General features: G+C 35.7%; 15 protein-coding genes. 4 read left to right on the top strand and 11 right to left on the bottom strand.

The window, feature by feature from the left end; translation table 11 throughout:
• Positions 1 to 34 precede the first annotated feature (34 nt).
• The 8 genes from rpoD to ACFEL3_RS04325 all read right to left on the bottom strand — a co-directional run bounded on the left by rpoD (position 35) and on the right by ACFEL3_RS04325 (position 4707).
• On the bottom strand, positions 35 to 1987 hold the full coding sequence (gene rpoD, locus ACFEL3_RS04360; protein ID WP_012673419.1) for an RNA polymerase sigma factor RpoD: 1953 nt from the start codon (positions 1985 to 1987) through the stop codon (positions 35 to 37).
• Positions 1988 to 2125: 138 nt separating this feature from the next.
• A complete protein-coding gene (locus ACFEL3_RS04355) occupies positions 2126 to 2437 on the bottom strand; it encodes a cation:proton antiporter subunit C (RefSeq protein WP_006279706.1) in 312 nt (103 codons plus the stop codon).
• Positions 2434 to 2853, bottom strand: a complete 420-nt coding sequence (locus ACFEL3_RS04350) for a Na(+)/H(+) antiporter subunit B (protein WP_006279705.1) — start codon at positions 2851 to 2853, stop codon at positions 2434 to 2436. Before ACFEL3_RS04350 ends, ACFEL3_RS04355 begins: the two co-directional genes overlap by 4 nt.
• Positions 2846 to 3373: a DUF4040 domain-containing protein gene (locus ACFEL3_RS04345; protein ID WP_015589497.1), complete on the bottom strand. Its 528-nt coding sequence runs from the start codon at positions 3371 to 3373 to the stop codon at positions 2846 to 2848. The genes ACFEL3_RS04350 and ACFEL3_RS04345 overlap by 8 nt, the downstream gene beginning before the upstream one ends.
• A gap of 1 nt (position 3374) precedes the next feature.
• Positions 3375 to 3662 carry a monovalent cation/H(+) antiporter subunit G gene (gene mnhG / locus ACFEL3_RS04340; RefSeq protein ID WP_006279703.1) on the bottom strand — a complete coding sequence of 96 codons (288 nt, stop codon included), beginning with the start codon at positions 3660 to 3662 and terminating at the stop codon, positions 3375 to 3377.
• A gap of 6 nt (positions 3663 to 3668) precedes the next feature.
• On the bottom strand, positions 3669 to 3914 hold the full coding sequence (locus ACFEL3_RS04335; RefSeq protein WP_007548527.1) for a monovalent cation/H+ antiporter complex subunit F: 246 nt from the start codon (positions 3912 to 3914) through the stop codon (positions 3669 to 3671).
• Positions 3915 to 3942: 28 nt separating this feature from the next.
• Complete coding sequence (rpoZ, locus tag ACFEL3_RS04330; protein ID WP_375316749.1) at positions 3943 to 4350, bottom strand: DNA-directed RNA polymerase subunit omega; 408 nt, start codon at positions 4348 to 4350, stop codon at positions 3943 to 3945.
• Positions 4351 to 4410: 60 nt separating this feature from the next.
• A complete protein-coding gene (locus ACFEL3_RS04325) occupies positions 4411 to 4707 on the bottom strand; it encodes a helix-turn-helix domain-containing protein (protein ID WP_010081926.1) in 297 nt (98 codons plus the stop codon).
• A 436-nt stretch (positions 4708 to 5143) separates the two neighbouring features.
• On the opposite strand from ACFEL3_RS04325, the gene purE reads away from it, so the two are divergent.
• Complete coding sequence (gene purE / locus ACFEL3_RS04320) at positions 5144 to 5635, top strand: 5-(carboxyamino)imidazole ribonucleotide mutase (RefSeq protein ID WP_179943748.1); 492 nt, start codon at positions 5144 to 5146, stop codon at positions 5633 to 5635.
• A 7-nt stretch (positions 5636 to 5642) separates the two neighbouring features.
• Positions 5643 to 7469 (top strand): DNA mismatch repair endonuclease MutL, encoded by a 1827-nt coding sequence (gene mutL, locus ACFEL3_RS04315; protein ID WP_138265030.1) that lies wholly within the window; start codon positions 5643 to 5645, stop codon positions 7467 to 7469.
• A 1524-nt stretch (positions 7470 to 8993) separates the two neighbouring features.
• Here the strand turns inward: mutL and ACFEL3_RS04310 are convergent.
• Entirely contained in the window at positions 8994 to 9125 is a 132-nt protein-coding gene (locus tag ACFEL3_RS04310) for a hypothetical protein (RefSeq protein WP_255322263.1), read from the bottom strand.
• A gap of 127 nt (positions 9126 to 9252) precedes the next feature.
• Here ACFEL3_RS04310 and ACFEL3_RS04305 point away from each other — a divergent pair, with 127 nt between their 5' ends.
• Together ACFEL3_RS04305 and ACFEL3_RS04300 are read left to right on the top strand one after the other, a co-directional pair.
• Complete coding sequence (locus tag ACFEL3_RS04305) at positions 9253 to 11907, top strand: 2-oxoglutarate dehydrogenase E1 component (protein WP_095742843.1); 2655 nt, start codon at positions 9253 to 9255, stop codon at positions 11905 to 11907.
• 244 nt (positions 11908 to 12151) lie between these two features.
• Positions 12152 to 12940 carry a hypothetical protein gene (locus ACFEL3_RS04300; RefSeq protein WP_038198464.1) on the top strand — a complete coding sequence of 263 codons (789 nt, stop codon included), beginning with the start codon at positions 12152 to 12154 and terminating at the stop codon, positions 12938 to 12940.
• 130 nt (positions 12941 to 13070) lie between these two features.
• Here ACFEL3_RS04300 and ACFEL3_RS04295 read toward each other — a convergent pair whose 3' ends face one another.
• Positions 13071 to 13667, bottom strand: coding sequence for a TIGR02217 family protein (locus tag ACFEL3_RS04295; protein ID WP_375316748.1), 597 nt, complete (start codon positions 13665 to 13667; stop codon positions 13071 to 13073).
• A gap of 190 nt (positions 13668 to 13857) precedes the next feature.
• Complete coding sequence (locus ACFEL3_RS04290; protein ID WP_010963174.1) at positions 13858 to 14616, bottom strand: DsbA family protein; 759 nt, start codon at positions 14614 to 14616, stop codon at positions 13858 to 13860.
• Between the last annotated feature and the right edge of the window lie 58 nt (positions 14617 to 14674).

Here is a 14674-nt window from a genome sequence, read left to right as displayed (position 1 = left end):
CAAAATCAGCTTCTTCTTAACTTGACACGTATACTTAAAAGAACCCTCTAAGTTTTCTAGCACGGCTTGGATGTTTCAACTTGCGCAGTGCTTTTGCCTCTATTTGCCTAATTCTCTCACGTGTTACATTAAAAATTTTTCCTACTTCTTCTAAGGTATGTTCCTTCCCATCTTTACCAAGGCCAAAACGCATTCTTAAAATTCTTTCTTCCTTTGGTGTTAAAGTTGCAAGAACATTGGTTGTAATGCCACGCAAGTCAGCAAGTATTGCAGCATCCTCTGGCCTGGAGACTCGCTTGTCTTCTATACAATCACCAAAGGTACTACTATCATCTTTTCCTGTTGGAGCTTCAAGACTTACTGGATCCCTTGCTATTTTCATAACTTTGCGTATTCTTTCCAGTGGCATTGTCAGTTCTACACTCAATTCCTCTAACGTCGGCTCTCTTCCCATCTCATGAGTCATCTTTCTTAATGCTCTGTTGATTTTACTGATAATTTCCACCATATGAACTGGTATTCTAACTACTTTAGACTGCTCAGGTATTGCTCTAGTGATTGATTGTCTTACCCACCAAGTGCCATAAGTTGAAAATTTATATCCACGTTTGTAATCAAACTTATCCACGGCCTTCATAAGACCAATATTGCCTTCTTGTATCAAATCAAGCAGATCAAGGCCTCTTTTTGAATACTTCTTAGCAATGGAAACTACTAGCCTTAAGTTAGCCTTAATCATTTCTTGCTTTGCTTCAGAGACTTCTCGTTCGTGTTTTTGTATTCTCTTGATTAGCTCCTTAAATTCTTGTACGTTATCTTCCTGTATATGCTGCTTAATACCGTTCAAGGTACTAGCTATATGTTCAGAGTTATCGTCTATAAACCTTAAAAATTTGTTTTTTAATTCACCTGTAAAAGAGGACTGATTTTCATTGATCTTTAAAAGACTTATCTTTTTCAATTCGTGCTTTAAAAGCACGTCATCATAAACTTTATAGAAACTTTCTCTATCGATATCGTATTTTCTAGCCTCAGCAATAAGATTAGCCTCTTCAAGCGTAATGGATCTATTTATCTTATAAAGTTCTTGTGTAATTCTGGCAACAGCAGCATCACTTAACTTAATTTGTAATGCTATAGACCATATTTGATTATACAAATTTTCTAGCTCATTAGAGAAATTTTTAGAATTTTTTCTTAATATCAACGCTTCATTTGTTAAAGTAATTATCTCATCCAATGCAACTATGACCTTTGGCAATAAGTCACTTTCCATTTCAAGAATAGAAACATTTAAATTGACTGAACTTATATCTTCATTATTACCGTCTTTCTCATCATCACTTTTTTTACTATCTTTCTCATCATCACTACAGTACTCAGCATCTTCAGAAACATCCTCAGAATCCTCAACATCTTCAGCACTTTCTTCACTCTCTTCACTTTCTTCTTTGGGTACCACATTAAAATCAGAGTTATAAATTGCATCCAGATCTATAATTTCTCTCAGTAAGAGAGCTCCATTACTTAAATCATCACGCCATACTTTTATCACCTTTAATGTTACTGATGTTTCAATTATTGCACGTAACATGTTATGCTTTTCAGATTCAATTTTTTTTGCTATCTCGATTTCATCTGCCCTTGATAAAAGCTTTACGGAGCTCATGTCTTGTAAATAAATCCTCACTGGATCATCATTTTGTACTAAAGTTGCAGTAACATTTGGCGATGTGTCATCATCATCAAGTTTACTATCATCACTGTTGGAAGGAATATCTTCTTCATCTTCGCTACTTTCAAGCACATTAATTCCGGAATCCTGCAATAAAGATATAGCATCATCTATAAAGTCAGACGAAAAATTTTCATCTGATAATTTATCATTTATATCATCAAAGGTGATAAAACCACCCTTTTTTATACTCTTAGTTACCAGATCTTTGATAATTTTTTTCTTATCTTCTGCATCATTAATAGTTGACATCATTACCTTTATAGTTTATAATTTTATTTCTTATTAACAAACAAACTTACAACGAGCAAGTCTATAATTTTACTTTTAACTTGTGGCTATTTGTTACTTCATATAGTTTAAGATACTGTTAATTTATGTACACTTGTCTTAATCAATTGTTCCATACTTTTCTTCCATTTTTACTGCTATGGATAATCCAACTGAAAATGTTGCAATTCCAACCACTATAGCAGTAAGCATTAAAACATGGGGTATAGGATTGCTATATGAATAAAAATTTGAAACCAATATAGGAGGCAAGGAACTTTTTATATATCCTAGAGATATGTAAAATAACAAAACAGATGCTTGGAAGACGCTTACCCCTATCATTTTCTTGATTAAATTTTTATCGTTTATAATAATATATAAACCTAGCACCATTAATACAATAATAATCGTATAATTATATAAAGTCATTGTTTTTTCCTACGAGCAAAATTTATATATATAATTAACATAGAGGAGCAGACAGTAAATGCTACACCTAATTCCACCAAAAAAATACCTAATTTTTGACCGGTTCTATTATTGGTTAACAAGATATCATAAGATAAAAAATTTTGGCCAAGTAAAGTTGTTGCAACGCCCGTTCCTCCATAAATTAAAATACCTAACACGTTAGTCAATCTAATCACAGAATAAGGTATTGCTTTTAGAGTTGTAGATACACCAAATAGCATTGAATATAATATTATCCCGGAGGCAATAATTATTCCTGCTTGAAAACCTCCACCCGGAGTGTAATCACCGTGAAATTGTATGTATAAACCAAATAAAATGATAAAAGGTATCATCAAAAATGTTACTGCATTTAATATCGGATCTTTAATCATTTTCTTTTTCTTCTTTTAATATCAACGTTATACAAAGCGCAGCAGTAAAAACTACTATAGTTTCTCCAAACGTGTCATAACCACGAAAGCTTGCCAAAATAGCTGTCACTATATTAGGAATACCGGTAGCTTTTTCGGTATTTTCCACATAATAAGGAGCAACATGCAAGTGGATCGGAGCATTGTGGCTGCCAAAATCTGGCAATTGAATCATAAAATATGACAAACATACAGCCAGAAATAACATAAAAAAAAGCGTTATAGGGTTATGAGATAGATTTACTTTATGATTCTTTATCAAGGAGAGTGCTGCAAACGTAAAAACTGTACTGAGCCCCGCACCAACAGAAGCTTCAGTAATTGCAACATCAGGTGCATTCATAATTAAGTATATAAGCGCAATCAGTGAACTAAATACACACATTAGAACAGCACTTACGACTAAATGTCGCGAGAAAACTATAAAAACCGTAACTGTTAGTAACAACAAAAGTAACACTACATTTAATATTTCTAACACCTTAGCCTTCTTTAACAGTTTTTTTCTTAACTTTATAATGAGTGCGCGCTAAAATATAGCTATTAGTTGAGTTAGCTACCCATATTATAAAAATTAATAATACTATTTTAACAGTATTGATTGAAAATCCATTCTGCAAAGCAAAACCAATTAACAATAACGTTGCACCGCTAGAATCTGTAATACCTGCTGCATGTAACCTAGTATAGAAATCAGGAAATCTGATCACCCCTATATTTGAAATAATTATCAAACAAATACCTAAAAATATGAAAATGGATCCTATCATAAATTATCAAAACAACATTAATCTCATTAGTGCTATAGTTGATATAAAGCTAACGCTAGCATACAACAATGCTATATCAATTAAAAAAAAATTATTCAGAATGATTGATATTGCTGTTATAAGTACAACTACTTGCGTTGAGAAATTATTGAACGCTAAAACCTTATTGTACACATCATTTGACTTAGACACTATGCAACACAACATTACACTCATACAGAACAACAGTGTATAGATAGCAATGCAAATCATTTAAAGACTATGTGACTTCAGTAGATTTCTAAACGGATACTTCTTCATCGCCATCTTGATCATTTATTTCATCATCTATTTCACCATCCACTTCATAATCTTGGCTTTCTTGACTTGCATCAAGATCTGTGTTATCAGAAAAATTTAATAAATTCGCTAGCTTACTTGTATTACTGCTGTAAACATTATTCATATTTCCTTTCATGTATTCCTTGCATCTACCTACCAAAAGGCTAAACAGCTCATGATTATCCACCTGTTTTCCTGCTATTTCATGTAAGGAAACTATGGTATTTTTATGACCTTTAAACTTAGCTGCTTGAATTGGATTACTTGCCCCTGTATTTAAATCATGTGTTCTTTGACTTGCCAACAGAACCAATTTGAAACGGTTACTTACCCGTTCTATACACTTTTCTACAATAGACTCAGCCATAAGATACTACCTTAATAAGTTTTATACTATATCACAAAAAACAAGTTGTCAACTTTGTATCTATTGCGATTCAACTTCATGTTTTACTTTTTCTGCCTCAGATTTTATTTCTTGGCTTTCTGTCATCGTGATTGTTATCTCATGATCAAGTTTTTTTAGAAATCCTAACAATCGCTCTAAAGAAAAACCATCTATTTTACCATTTTTAATTTGCGATACCTTTGGCTGATCAATACCAAGTTTCTCAGCTGCAAAAGCCTGAGTCCAAGCATTTTTTTCTATAATTTTATTTATTATATAAAGCAACTTTGTTTTTATTCCTGCACTGTCTAAGTTATTTAACGATATTATTTCCATAATTCTTACACTCACATATCAATTAACTTTATTAAATATTATAACATAATATTTAATATACCAAGATATTAATATCATGTAACTTGTCAATAATTATATGATATCAATATTTAAAACTTTAAGTTGATTATATATTAATATTTTTATCAAATTTCTAGTAATTTTAAATTACCATTTTACCATCAGTCTATCTGAAAAAACCATTTATAGAAAGAACAAGCTAAGATTACAAAGCTTGAAATACAAAAATAATTATTTTATAAATTTATCTTACATAAGAAGTTTATATCTCTATATCTTAATATAAATATTTATTTAAATTTTTAAAATTTCTATTTTAACGAGAATTCTATATATTATATTTATAATATAATTTAAATATTTGTTGCTTTTTAGCTGGAACATTATTTAGTTAGTAAGTAAAATTGTGTTGAATATGACAAAAATAAAAAAAGATGTTGCTGTTATTATGGGAAGTGAGTCAGATTACACCACTATGGTCCATACTGTTGATATGTTAAAAGCATTAGAAGTTTCACATGATATATTCATAATATCTGCACATAGAACACCAGAAAGGCTCTTCAATTTTGCTAAATCTGCACAAGAAGAAGGTTTTAAGGTTATTATAGCTGGTGCAGGAGGTGCAGCTCATTTACCTGGTATGGTTGCGTCACTAACTTGTTTACCAGTTATCGGCGTTCCTGTGCATAGTAAACAATTAAATGGGCTGGACAGCCTACTCTCTATAGTTCAAATGCCAAAGGGTGTTCCAGTTGCAACCATGTCTATAGGGGAAAATGGAGCACATAATGCTGCCATTACCGCCGTATCTATATTGTCAATTTCTAACAGTGAAATTGCAGGTAGGTTAAAAAAGTGGAGAGAGAAGCAGACCAAAGAAGTAAAAGAAAAACCAGTTTCATAATAAATCTATGGCAATAATTCTTTTAGACACAAAAACCATAAACCGTATAGCAGCGGGGGAGGTGATAGAAAGGCCAGCAAGTGTAGTAAAGGAATTAGTGGAAAATGCAATAGATGCTGGAAGTTTAGAAATAGAGATTAAAATAGAAAGTGGTGGGCGTAACCTTATTATTGTGACAGATGATGGTAACGGAGTAGAAAAAAACGATTTAGAACTTGCGTTTATGCGCCATGCTACTTCAAAATTGAGCGACAATGAGTTGATAGAAATCAAGCATCTTGGCTTTAGAGGAGAAGCTCTGCCTTCAATAGCAGCAGTAAGTAGGATAAAATTATCGTCTAAGGCAAGAGAAGCAAATGAAGCATGGTCTATAAGTTATGAGGGTGGAGAGAAAATAGGGGAGCAAACTCCTTACTCTTTATCACAAGGCACACATATTGAAGTACGAGATTTATTTTTTGCCACTCCAAATAGACTAAAATTTCTAAAAACTGAAAGAGCAGAAACTCAAAGCATTGTTGATATTGTAAACAACCTAGCAATGATTAACTATCATATAGGGTTTACTCTCACTTCAGGTAATAAAAAGCTCTTAAAATACGCTAAGCAGACTTCGTTATTTCATAGATTGTGTGAAGTAGAAGAAGAATTTCAGGGCAATTCTTTGGAGATCAATGAAGAAGAAGACGGCATTAAACTTACGGGACACATCTGTAAGCCGACCGTCAATCGTGGTAAGTCCACTCAGATCTATACGTTTGTTAATGGAAGGCCAATTAAAGATAATTTACTTATTGGCGCAGTTAGGTATGCATATCATGATTTTATTCCAAGCGATAGGTATCCTTTTGCAGCGTTACATTTAGAGATACCTTATGATCAAGTAGATGTAAATGTGCATCCAAATAAGTCAGAAGTAAGGTTTCAGAATAAGAAGCTCATATATGAGATAATGACAAGAGGATTAATTAAAGCATTGTCAAGAAGGATAGGCACTTTTCCAGCGCATGACCAGAAAATGGATTCAACATTGCCGGATCCTTTTGATAAACCTAATGTTCAAAAAGAATTTTATGAAAAAAGACCAAGTCCTTTTAAAAATCAACTAATAAAAGAATTTGCTTCTCCAAATGAAAAAGCAAAAGGCTTATCAGAACAGTCAAAATCGTTTGATTATACCGGCATACAGAAATTTCCATCACAAGCGGAGACTATGGTTCTAGAAAAAAAGGTGTTAGAGCAAGTTGATTTGATAGAGAGCCACCCGCTCGGGTTTGCACGCTGTCAGGTCTATAATACTTACATTATTGCCGAGGTAAGAGACAAATTGATTATAGTCGACCAGCATGCAGCCCACGAAAGGCTAGTATATGAATGCTTAAAACAAAAATCAAGTGTAAAAAGACAAAAACTACTTCTTCCTGAAACGGTTGAAATCAAAAATCAAGCCGGAATGGAGATGATTGAAATCTATAAAGATAAGTTATTTGAAATGGGTTTTGATATTGAGATCAAACCAGAAAATAAAGTGATAGTAAAAGAAATCCCTGCAATTTTGGGAGCAATAGATGTGAAAGAGATGCTAATTAATATAGTCGATAGATTAACGGAAATAGAAGATACATTGCCAGTAGAAGATAAAGTGAACAAAATATTGGCCACTATCGCTTGTTATGGATCAATTAGAGCGGGTAGAAAAATGAGATTAGAAGAAATGAATGTGCTGCTTAGACAAATGGAAAAAACCCCATATTCCGGGCAATGCAACCACGGAAGACCAACTTATATAGAAATGAAACTCAGTGATATTGAAAAACTTTTTGAGCGTAGGTAATGAGGTTGCCATAAATATGTAAGTGCTCCTTTCTCGTCATCCAAGTAGCTCATAGAAACGAAAAAACTTCCTTGACAAACTCCTCCAGCGCCCTTATTATAGTATTAAGGGTATTTATAACTCAAAACTTGTTTTTGACCTGCAGGCTCAATGACAAAATTCAGTAAAAAACTCAGGGTATTTTTTGGCGGATTACATAAAATTATAGCGGCTGCATGTCTTTTAAATTTTTTCTACATTCAGCCAAACCGCGCTTAAACTAAGCGTCAGCACATTATTACAGCGCCACTTACAGTAATATAGAGTCAAAACTCGCTACTCGGGGCTTCTTTTGCCTTTTTTTCGTTTGGTAAATTTCTTAAATATTTATGGCTAAAGTAACTTAAGTTCACCGACAATCGTCATCCCGCTACGTGTTAGCGGGATCTATGCTTTGAGATACCGCGAATGAATCGCGGTATGACGGTTCGCGGCGGCGTGACGATAAGCTCGTCATCCCGCTGCTTGTTAGCGGGATCTATGTTAAGGTATAGTAGGGGATCTATGTTAAGAGATACCGCGAATGAATCGCGGTATGACGGTGTAGATGATGGTTAAGTAATTCGTCATCCCGCTGCTTGTTAGCGGCTAAGAGATACCGCGGCATGATGTAGGATTGTTGTCATCCCGCTGCTTGTTAGCGGGATCTATGTGAGATACCGTGAATAAATCACGGTATGACGGTTCGCGGCGGTATGACGTAGAAGCTATACTTTTATACTCACCAACTCAGTATCCAATCTGGATCCCAGTGTCGGCTACTCGGATGACACCATAATAAAGTGAAACTAGATTCCACCTTCACGCGCTGGAATGACACCCTGACAATCGTCATCCCGCTACGTGTTAGCGGCTAAGAGATACCGCGGCATGACGTAGGATTGCTGTCATCCCGCTGCTTGTTAGCGGGATCTATGTGAGATACCGTGAATAAATCACGGTATGACGGTTCGCGGCGGTATGACGTAGAAGCTATACTTTTATACTCACCAACTCAGTATCCAATCTGGATCCCAGTGTCGGCTACTCGGATGACATTATAGGGGCGCTGGCCTGACAATCGTCATCCCGCTACGTGTTAGCGGCTAAGAGATACCGCGGCATGACGTAGGATTGTTGTCATCCCGCTGCTTGTTAGCGGGATCTAGAGATACCGCGAATGAATCGCGGTATGACGGTTCGCGGCGGTATGACGATAACCTCGTCATCCCGCTACGTGTTAGCGGGATCTCTTGTTAGCGGCTGAGATACCGCGAATGAATCGCGGTATGACGGTTCGTGGCGGCGTGACGATAAGCTCGTCATCCCGCTGCTTGTTAGCGGGATCTCTTGTTAGCGGCTGAGATACCGCGAATGAATCGCGGTATGACGGTTCGTGGCGGCGTGACGATAAGGTTTATACCTTGTCATCCCAGTGCGTGACACTGGGATCTAGCCTTTATTATGCAGCCACTTGGTTGAAATTAAGTCTTCTGGATCCCAGTGTCAGCTACTCGGATGACACCATTCTTTTTTCTGGATCCAAGTAGTCTGGGCACTGGGATGACACCATAGGGGCGCTGCCATTATAGAGTGAACCAGTGTCACGCACTGGGATGACACCCTGACAATCGTCATCCCGCTACGTGTTAGCGGGATCTATGTTAAGAGATACCGCGGCGGTATGACGTATAGAAACTAAAAAAGTTCTTTTTTAAAAAACTTAAGTTATACTTATAAGTATTTGATACTTTTTATAGTGATTATGTCGAGTTTAAGCTGCCTTTATGGTGATAATGCAGAATTTGTGGAAGAAATGTATAGCCGTTATTTGCAGGGTGATAAATCAATCGGGGAGGATTGGTATAGAATTTTTTCAAGCAATTTAGAAGTTAATAAAGCGGAGACCTGCGGTGCACAACATGTAACTAAGGTGGATGATTCAGTTTCTAGTTTAGCAAATTTTTTCAGATCTTACGGTCATTTTTTTGCGGATCTTAATCCGTTATTACCCAATGTGAATAAGGAAGTAGATTATCAGAAATATTCGAATCTATATCCGGCAAGTGACGCTGGAATCTATAGAGATATTTACTGCAAGAACATCGGTTTTGAATTTATGCATATCTCCTCTTATGAGGAGAGGATGTGGCTGCAGGAAAAGATCGAAAATCAAACCTATACGCTGAGTTCACAAGATAAAAAGGAAATACTGAGGCACTTGATCGAATCTGAGATGTTCGAGCAATTTCTCCATATGAAATTTCCTGGATATAAACGCTTTTCTATTGAAGGTGGAGAATCAGCTATCGTTGCAATTGAAAAAATCATTAGTGATTCTACGGTTTTTGGTATTGAAGAAATAGTCCTTGGCATGGCTCACCGCGGACGACTCAATGTTCTAACCAAAGTGATGGGGAAAGAATATGCGGCAATGCTGTCTGAATTTCAAGGCAATCTTGCATACCCAAGTGGTCTTGAGGTGTCCGGTGATGTTAAATATCACCTTGGTTACTCTTCTGATCGAGCACTTTCAGGTGGCAAAAAAATACATTTAAGTTTATGCCCTAATCCATCTCACCTTGAAGCGGTAAATCCGGTTTTGGCTGGAAGAATAAGAGCAAAACAGAATATAAGATCTGTGCTTGGCATATCAATTCATGGTGATGCGGCTTTCATCGGTCAAGGAGTGGTTGCTGAAACTTTAACCTTAAGCAATATTGAAGGCTATAAAGTGGATGGCATTGTGCACATTGTCATTAATAACCAAGTTGGTTTTACTGCTAACCCATGTTGCGCACGATCCTCTTTTTATTGCACTGATATAGCAAAATCAATAGAAGCTCCAGTGTTTCACGTCAATGGAGATAACCCGGAAGCTGTGAGTTTTGCTACAAGTCTGGCGATGGAATATAGGCAGAAATTTAAAAAGGACGTAGTAATTGACATAATGTGCTACCGCAAATATGGCCATAATGAAGGTGATGAACCGAATTTCACTCAGCCACTTATGTATAAGGCGATATCAAAGCATAAAACTCCTGGAACATTGTATGAAGAAAAATTGACTGCAGAGAAAGTATTAGATGGCGATGAAGTAAATAAATTGCGCAGTGAATTCAGGGCAAAATTAGATAAAAGTCTTGCTGAATCAGCGGCTTACACTCCAAAAAAAGCTGACTGGTTCGGTGGAGTGTGGTCAAAATTAAGAAGAGCAAAGCTGAACGATTTGAGCGAATACTACACGGATTCTGGTGTTCCGCCAGATGAGCTGAAAAAATTAGGTGTGCGTATAAATAGCAATATCCCAAGTAACTTTAACATTAACAATAAGGTTAGAAAAATACTCGATGGCAGAATAGACAGCATAAATTTTGGTAGTAATATAGACTGGGCAACTGCCGAAAGTCTTGCGTTTGCATCACTGCTCACAGAAAGAATAGGAGTGCGTTTATCAGGACAAGACTCTGGTCGTGGAACTTTCTCGCACCGTCATTCAAGGCTTGTTGATCAGGTAACAGAAGAAGCATTTATTCCGCTAAACAATATAAATGAAAAGCAAGCTCACTTTGAGGTCATAGATAGCGCACTATCTGAGTATGCTGTAATGGGCTTTGAATATGGATATAGTCTTGATTCTCCGTATTCACTGGTGCTCTGGGAAGGACAATTTGGTGATTTTGCAAACGGTGCGCAAATTATGATCGACCAGTTTATCGCATCTGCAGAAACAAAGTGGTTGCGATCAAGCGGTCTAGTTTTATTGCTGCCTCATGGTTATGAAGGACAGGGACCTGAGCATAGCTCCGCACGTATAGAGAGATTTTTGCAACTCTGCGCAGAGGATAATATGCAGGTAGTTAATTGTTCCACTCCGGCGAATTACTTCCATGTCTTACGCAGACAAATGCATAGAGACTTTCGTAAGCCTCTGGTAGTGTTTACACCTAAATCGCTACTGCGCCACAAAAGAGCAGTATCTAACCTATCTGATTTTGAAGGAAAATTCCTCACAGTAATTCCAGAATGTAGAACAGGTTTAGTTTCGAATGATAAAATACGTAAAGTTGTAATATGCAGTGGTAAAGTTTATTACGACATATGTGAAGCACAAAAAATAAACGATATAGCAGTAATACGTTTGGAGCAATTCTATCCTTTTCCTGCAGATAAACTAAGTAATGAACTTGAAAAGTACAAAAACGCTGAAATTATATGGTGTCAAGAAGAACCAAAAAATATGGGAGGATGGTTTTTTGTCAACCCATTGATAGAAGAAGTGTTATCTAATCTCGATATCCAAGCAAAAAGACCTAAGTGTATCGCAAGACCTGCTGCTGCATCTCCTGCATGTGGTTATGTTAGTGTTCACACTCAGCAGCAGGAGGAGATTTTAAAGCAGGTTATGCAGGGGATCTAGCACAATTGTGCAAATATTGAAGCGAAAGCTGGCAAGCGAACATTGTTCATCAGATCTTGACGCTGGGCACTGCAGCCAGGCGCAATAGAAAACGCATTACACCAATAAAGCCCTTTTGGTACTCAAGCAAATATAAAAGATTTTTATTCTATTAAAAAAAATTTAATTTTTATTAAAATTTTCATTTATTTTTATTTAAAAAGTAAACATTATTAATATTTACTTTAATTAATATAGGATATATATGAATACAAAAATATTTGAGATGTTAATAAGGAGAACTGGTCTACGCAGAGATAGCAAAGCTGAGATCATACAGTTAAATAGAAATGAAAAAGCTTTTGTAGATGAGGATAAAGAATCTATCGAATTAGCTGAGGCCATTTTTGAAGAGAATAATATGTTTCGTTTCCGCAAATCAGGTCCTGCTATGGATTACATTTTGCACAAATTAATAAATGATAGGAAGCTTTTCGAGGAAATGAAAGATAGAGGTACAAGTATAATACGTCTTTTTTCTTTGTTATCAATGTATCATGGTCGTCTCAATTGCTGTGTTATAAGAAAAGGAGGGTGTATTACTGAGTGTGGCATACTTGATTACGCTGGCACCTATCCAGAACTAGTGCCTTTAGAGGACTTTATACTTATTGAGCCTTCCTCGTACCTCGAGTACATTGTGTTTGACAATGAGAATATCAGAAATAGGTTAGCTGAAGACTTAACTGAAGATAAAACAAAATTAGATATCTTTTTGAATGGAATTTTAGCAACAAAGAATTCGGATTTAGTATTATCTTGTATTAACAAGATAGAGGTTCTTAATGAGGAAGATAGATATTTTGTTAATCTCTTACAGAAAAACGGCATGCTAGACTACATCTTAAACAAAGATGATACAACACTTGCAAAATCAACTCTAAAGGAGTTGTTGAAGCTTTCTATTTTGCAGGAAGAAAAAAGCACTGAGTTAGAATCTCCCCAAGCTTCAAGTGTAAATGTTAGCAAAGCTCAGCAACATTGTAGTATATAGCTGGTGATAAAGTTTAAAATAATTGCATATACTGAGGCTCATTTAGGTATAGAGCCTCAGTGGTGCTTAATTTTTCAATTTATGGTAGACTAGTAGCCCTACTATGATGTGGATCTATGCTCGCTTATAACTAAAATTTCACTTCCACCAAGGGGATATTATTCCAGCTATTGCTTCCATAGTCATCAATAGAAGCGTTTAAGTAATCTGTATCAAAGCGCACGGGCACATCAAATTCGAAGCTCGCAGTGATTATTGCATCTTTTACTGGCGGTTTCATGAATGTTATTTCTCCCGTTGAATAATTTACTGAATATTCACTCTCTTCTTTACCATTTAAATAAATCTTTACTGTCCCATGCACTGGCTTTTTGATCATACGTATATGCTTATCTTCCCCACTTACATAAGTTTTGATTAGCTGAAAAGTCGTTTTTTTGTTATCTCCTATACCAATCTCTTGGTTGATGGCTATAAAATCCGACCAATCCTTAAAACGAAACCCTATTGCTTTACCTTTTCGTGCATGAAAAAATGTTATTAGTTCTAGTAGCTGCTCGTTTGATCTGACCCCGTAAGCTATGTTGTATCTAGTGCGTGCATGAGACCAATTGATGTTGCGCTGTTCACAACCATTGTGAGTTATTACAACGTCAGTGGAAAATTCCGGTCCTCCAGTGGAACCATAAGATATATTTTCTGGAAATCTAATTTCTGTGAATGACATATGTCCTCCTGTGAAAGTAAAATAGTTTGGTTGAAGAAAATGTTGTAATTTGAAAGCGTTTCACATAGTAAATGACGCTATGGAAAGTGGATGAGACTACTGAGTTAAACTGCTGTCACACCCACAATTACTATACTCAGGTTCATTTGAGTTGTCAAGCAAAAAAATAAAATTTTATGGCAAACTGTAACTAGCCTTGCTTGTGACTTAATTCATCTACTTTTTTGCGTAATACATTCAAATCAGTTGCTCCTACAAACAGGCTATCTCCAATTATTAAAAAAGGTGTACCACCTACTCCCAAATCTCTTACTAGAAGCCTACTGTTGTTTATCATTTGCTCAATTTTGTCCGCGTTATCTTTTATGGAATCATTAAAATCGTCCTCATCAATCCCTATGTTTTTCACTATATCCAATATGCTTTCGTCTGAAAATTCTCCTTTGTGACTTAAAGCAGCATGGTGAAAATCGAAATATTTTTCTTTATCGAGAAAATAGACAGCTAAAGCACTTTTTGCTGCCTTTAAAGAAGCGTTACCAAGTATTGGAGCATCCCTAAAGATATACTTAATTTTGCCGTCGTTAATTAACTGCTTTATATCATTCTTTATAGCTTTGCAATGTCCACAAGAATAGTCAAGGAAGCCTACAGCTATAACACTACTATTTTCATTTCCGGAGTAAGGATAAGTAAGGTCAAATATTTGATCCTTGTATTGTGAAATTTTACTTTTGGTTACATTATCTCGAGCAGCGTAACTACTTTTAATCGACTCCTCTTTGAGAGTTTTTACGATCTTATCAAAATTTCTGCTTATATAATTATCTAATTTCTCACCTATATAATCATCGTTTAGCATTTGGCTGCGATTTGAAAGCCAATTGTTTATTATCGGCAAGCTTGCTATTGCTATTATTAAAATTAATAAAAACGATATTCTAGACATACAATTTATTTAAAAACCTACAATATAAAACTTTTAGTACACATTTATCTATATATTA

It is taken from the genome of Wolbachia endosymbiont (group A) of Opomyza germinationis (assembly GCF_964264765.1).
In the GTDB taxonomy this organism is placed as follows: domain Bacteria; phylum Pseudomonadota; class Alphaproteobacteria; order Rickettsiales; family Anaplasmataceae; genus Wolbachia; species Wolbachia pipientis.
Note: the sequence above shows the minus strand (reverse complement) of the source record. Positions and strands in the feature narration are given on the sequence as shown.

Bases quoted from the DNA above. Each gene is read 5' to 3' on its own strand.
- rpoD (WP_012673419.1), bottom strand. From the start codon at position 1,987: ATGTCAACTATTAATGATGCAGAAGATAAGAAAAAAATTATCAAAGAT.
- ACFEL3_RS04355 (WP_006279706.1), bottom strand. From the start codon at position 2,437: ATGACTTTATATAATTATACGATTATTATTGTATTAATGGTGCTAGGT.
- ACFEL3_RS04350 (WP_006279705.1), bottom strand. From the start codon at position 2,853: ATGATTAAAGATCCGATATTAAATGCAGTAACATTTTTGATGATACCT.
- mnhG (WP_006279703.1), bottom strand. From the start codon at position 3,662: ATGATAGGATCCATTTTCATATTTTTAGGTATTTGTTTGATAATTATT.
- ACFEL3_RS04335 (WP_007548527.1), bottom strand. From the start codon at position 3,914: ATGATTTGCATTGCTATCTATACACTGTTGTTCTGTATGAGTGTAATG.
- rpoZ (WP_375316749.1), bottom strand. From the start codon at position 4,350: ATGGCTGAGTCTATTGTAGAAAAGTGTATAGAACGGGTAAGTAACCGT.
- ACFEL3_RS04325 (WP_010081926.1), bottom strand. From the start codon at position 4,707: ATGGAAATAATATCGTTAAATAACTTAGACAGTGCAGGAATAAAAACA.
- purE (WP_179943748.1), top strand. From the start codon at position 5,144: ATGACAAAAATAAAAAAAGATGTTGCTGTTATTATGGGAAGTGAGTCA.
- mutL (WP_138265030.1), top strand. From the start codon at position 5,643: ATGGCAATAATTCTTTTAGACACAAAAACCATAAACCGTATAGCAGCG.
- ACFEL3_RS04310 (WP_255322263.1), bottom strand. From the start codon at position 9,125: ATGACGATTGTCAGGGTGTCATCCCAGTGCGTGACACTGGTTCACTCT.
- ACFEL3_RS04305 (WP_095742843.1), top strand. From the start codon at position 9,253: ATGTCGAGTTTAAGCTGCCTTTATGGTGATAATGCAGAATTTGTGGAA.
- ACFEL3_RS04300 (WP_038198464.1), top strand. From the start codon at position 12,152: ATGAATACAAAAATATTTGAGATGTTAATAAGGAGAACTGGTCTACGC.
- ACFEL3_RS04295 (WP_375316748.1), bottom strand. From the start codon at position 13,667: ATGTCATTCACAGAAATTAGATTTCCAGAAAATATATCTTATGGTTCC.
- ACFEL3_RS04290 (WP_010963174.1), bottom strand. From the start codon at position 14,616: ATGTCTAGAATATCGTTTTTATTAATTTTAATAATAGCAATAGCAAGC.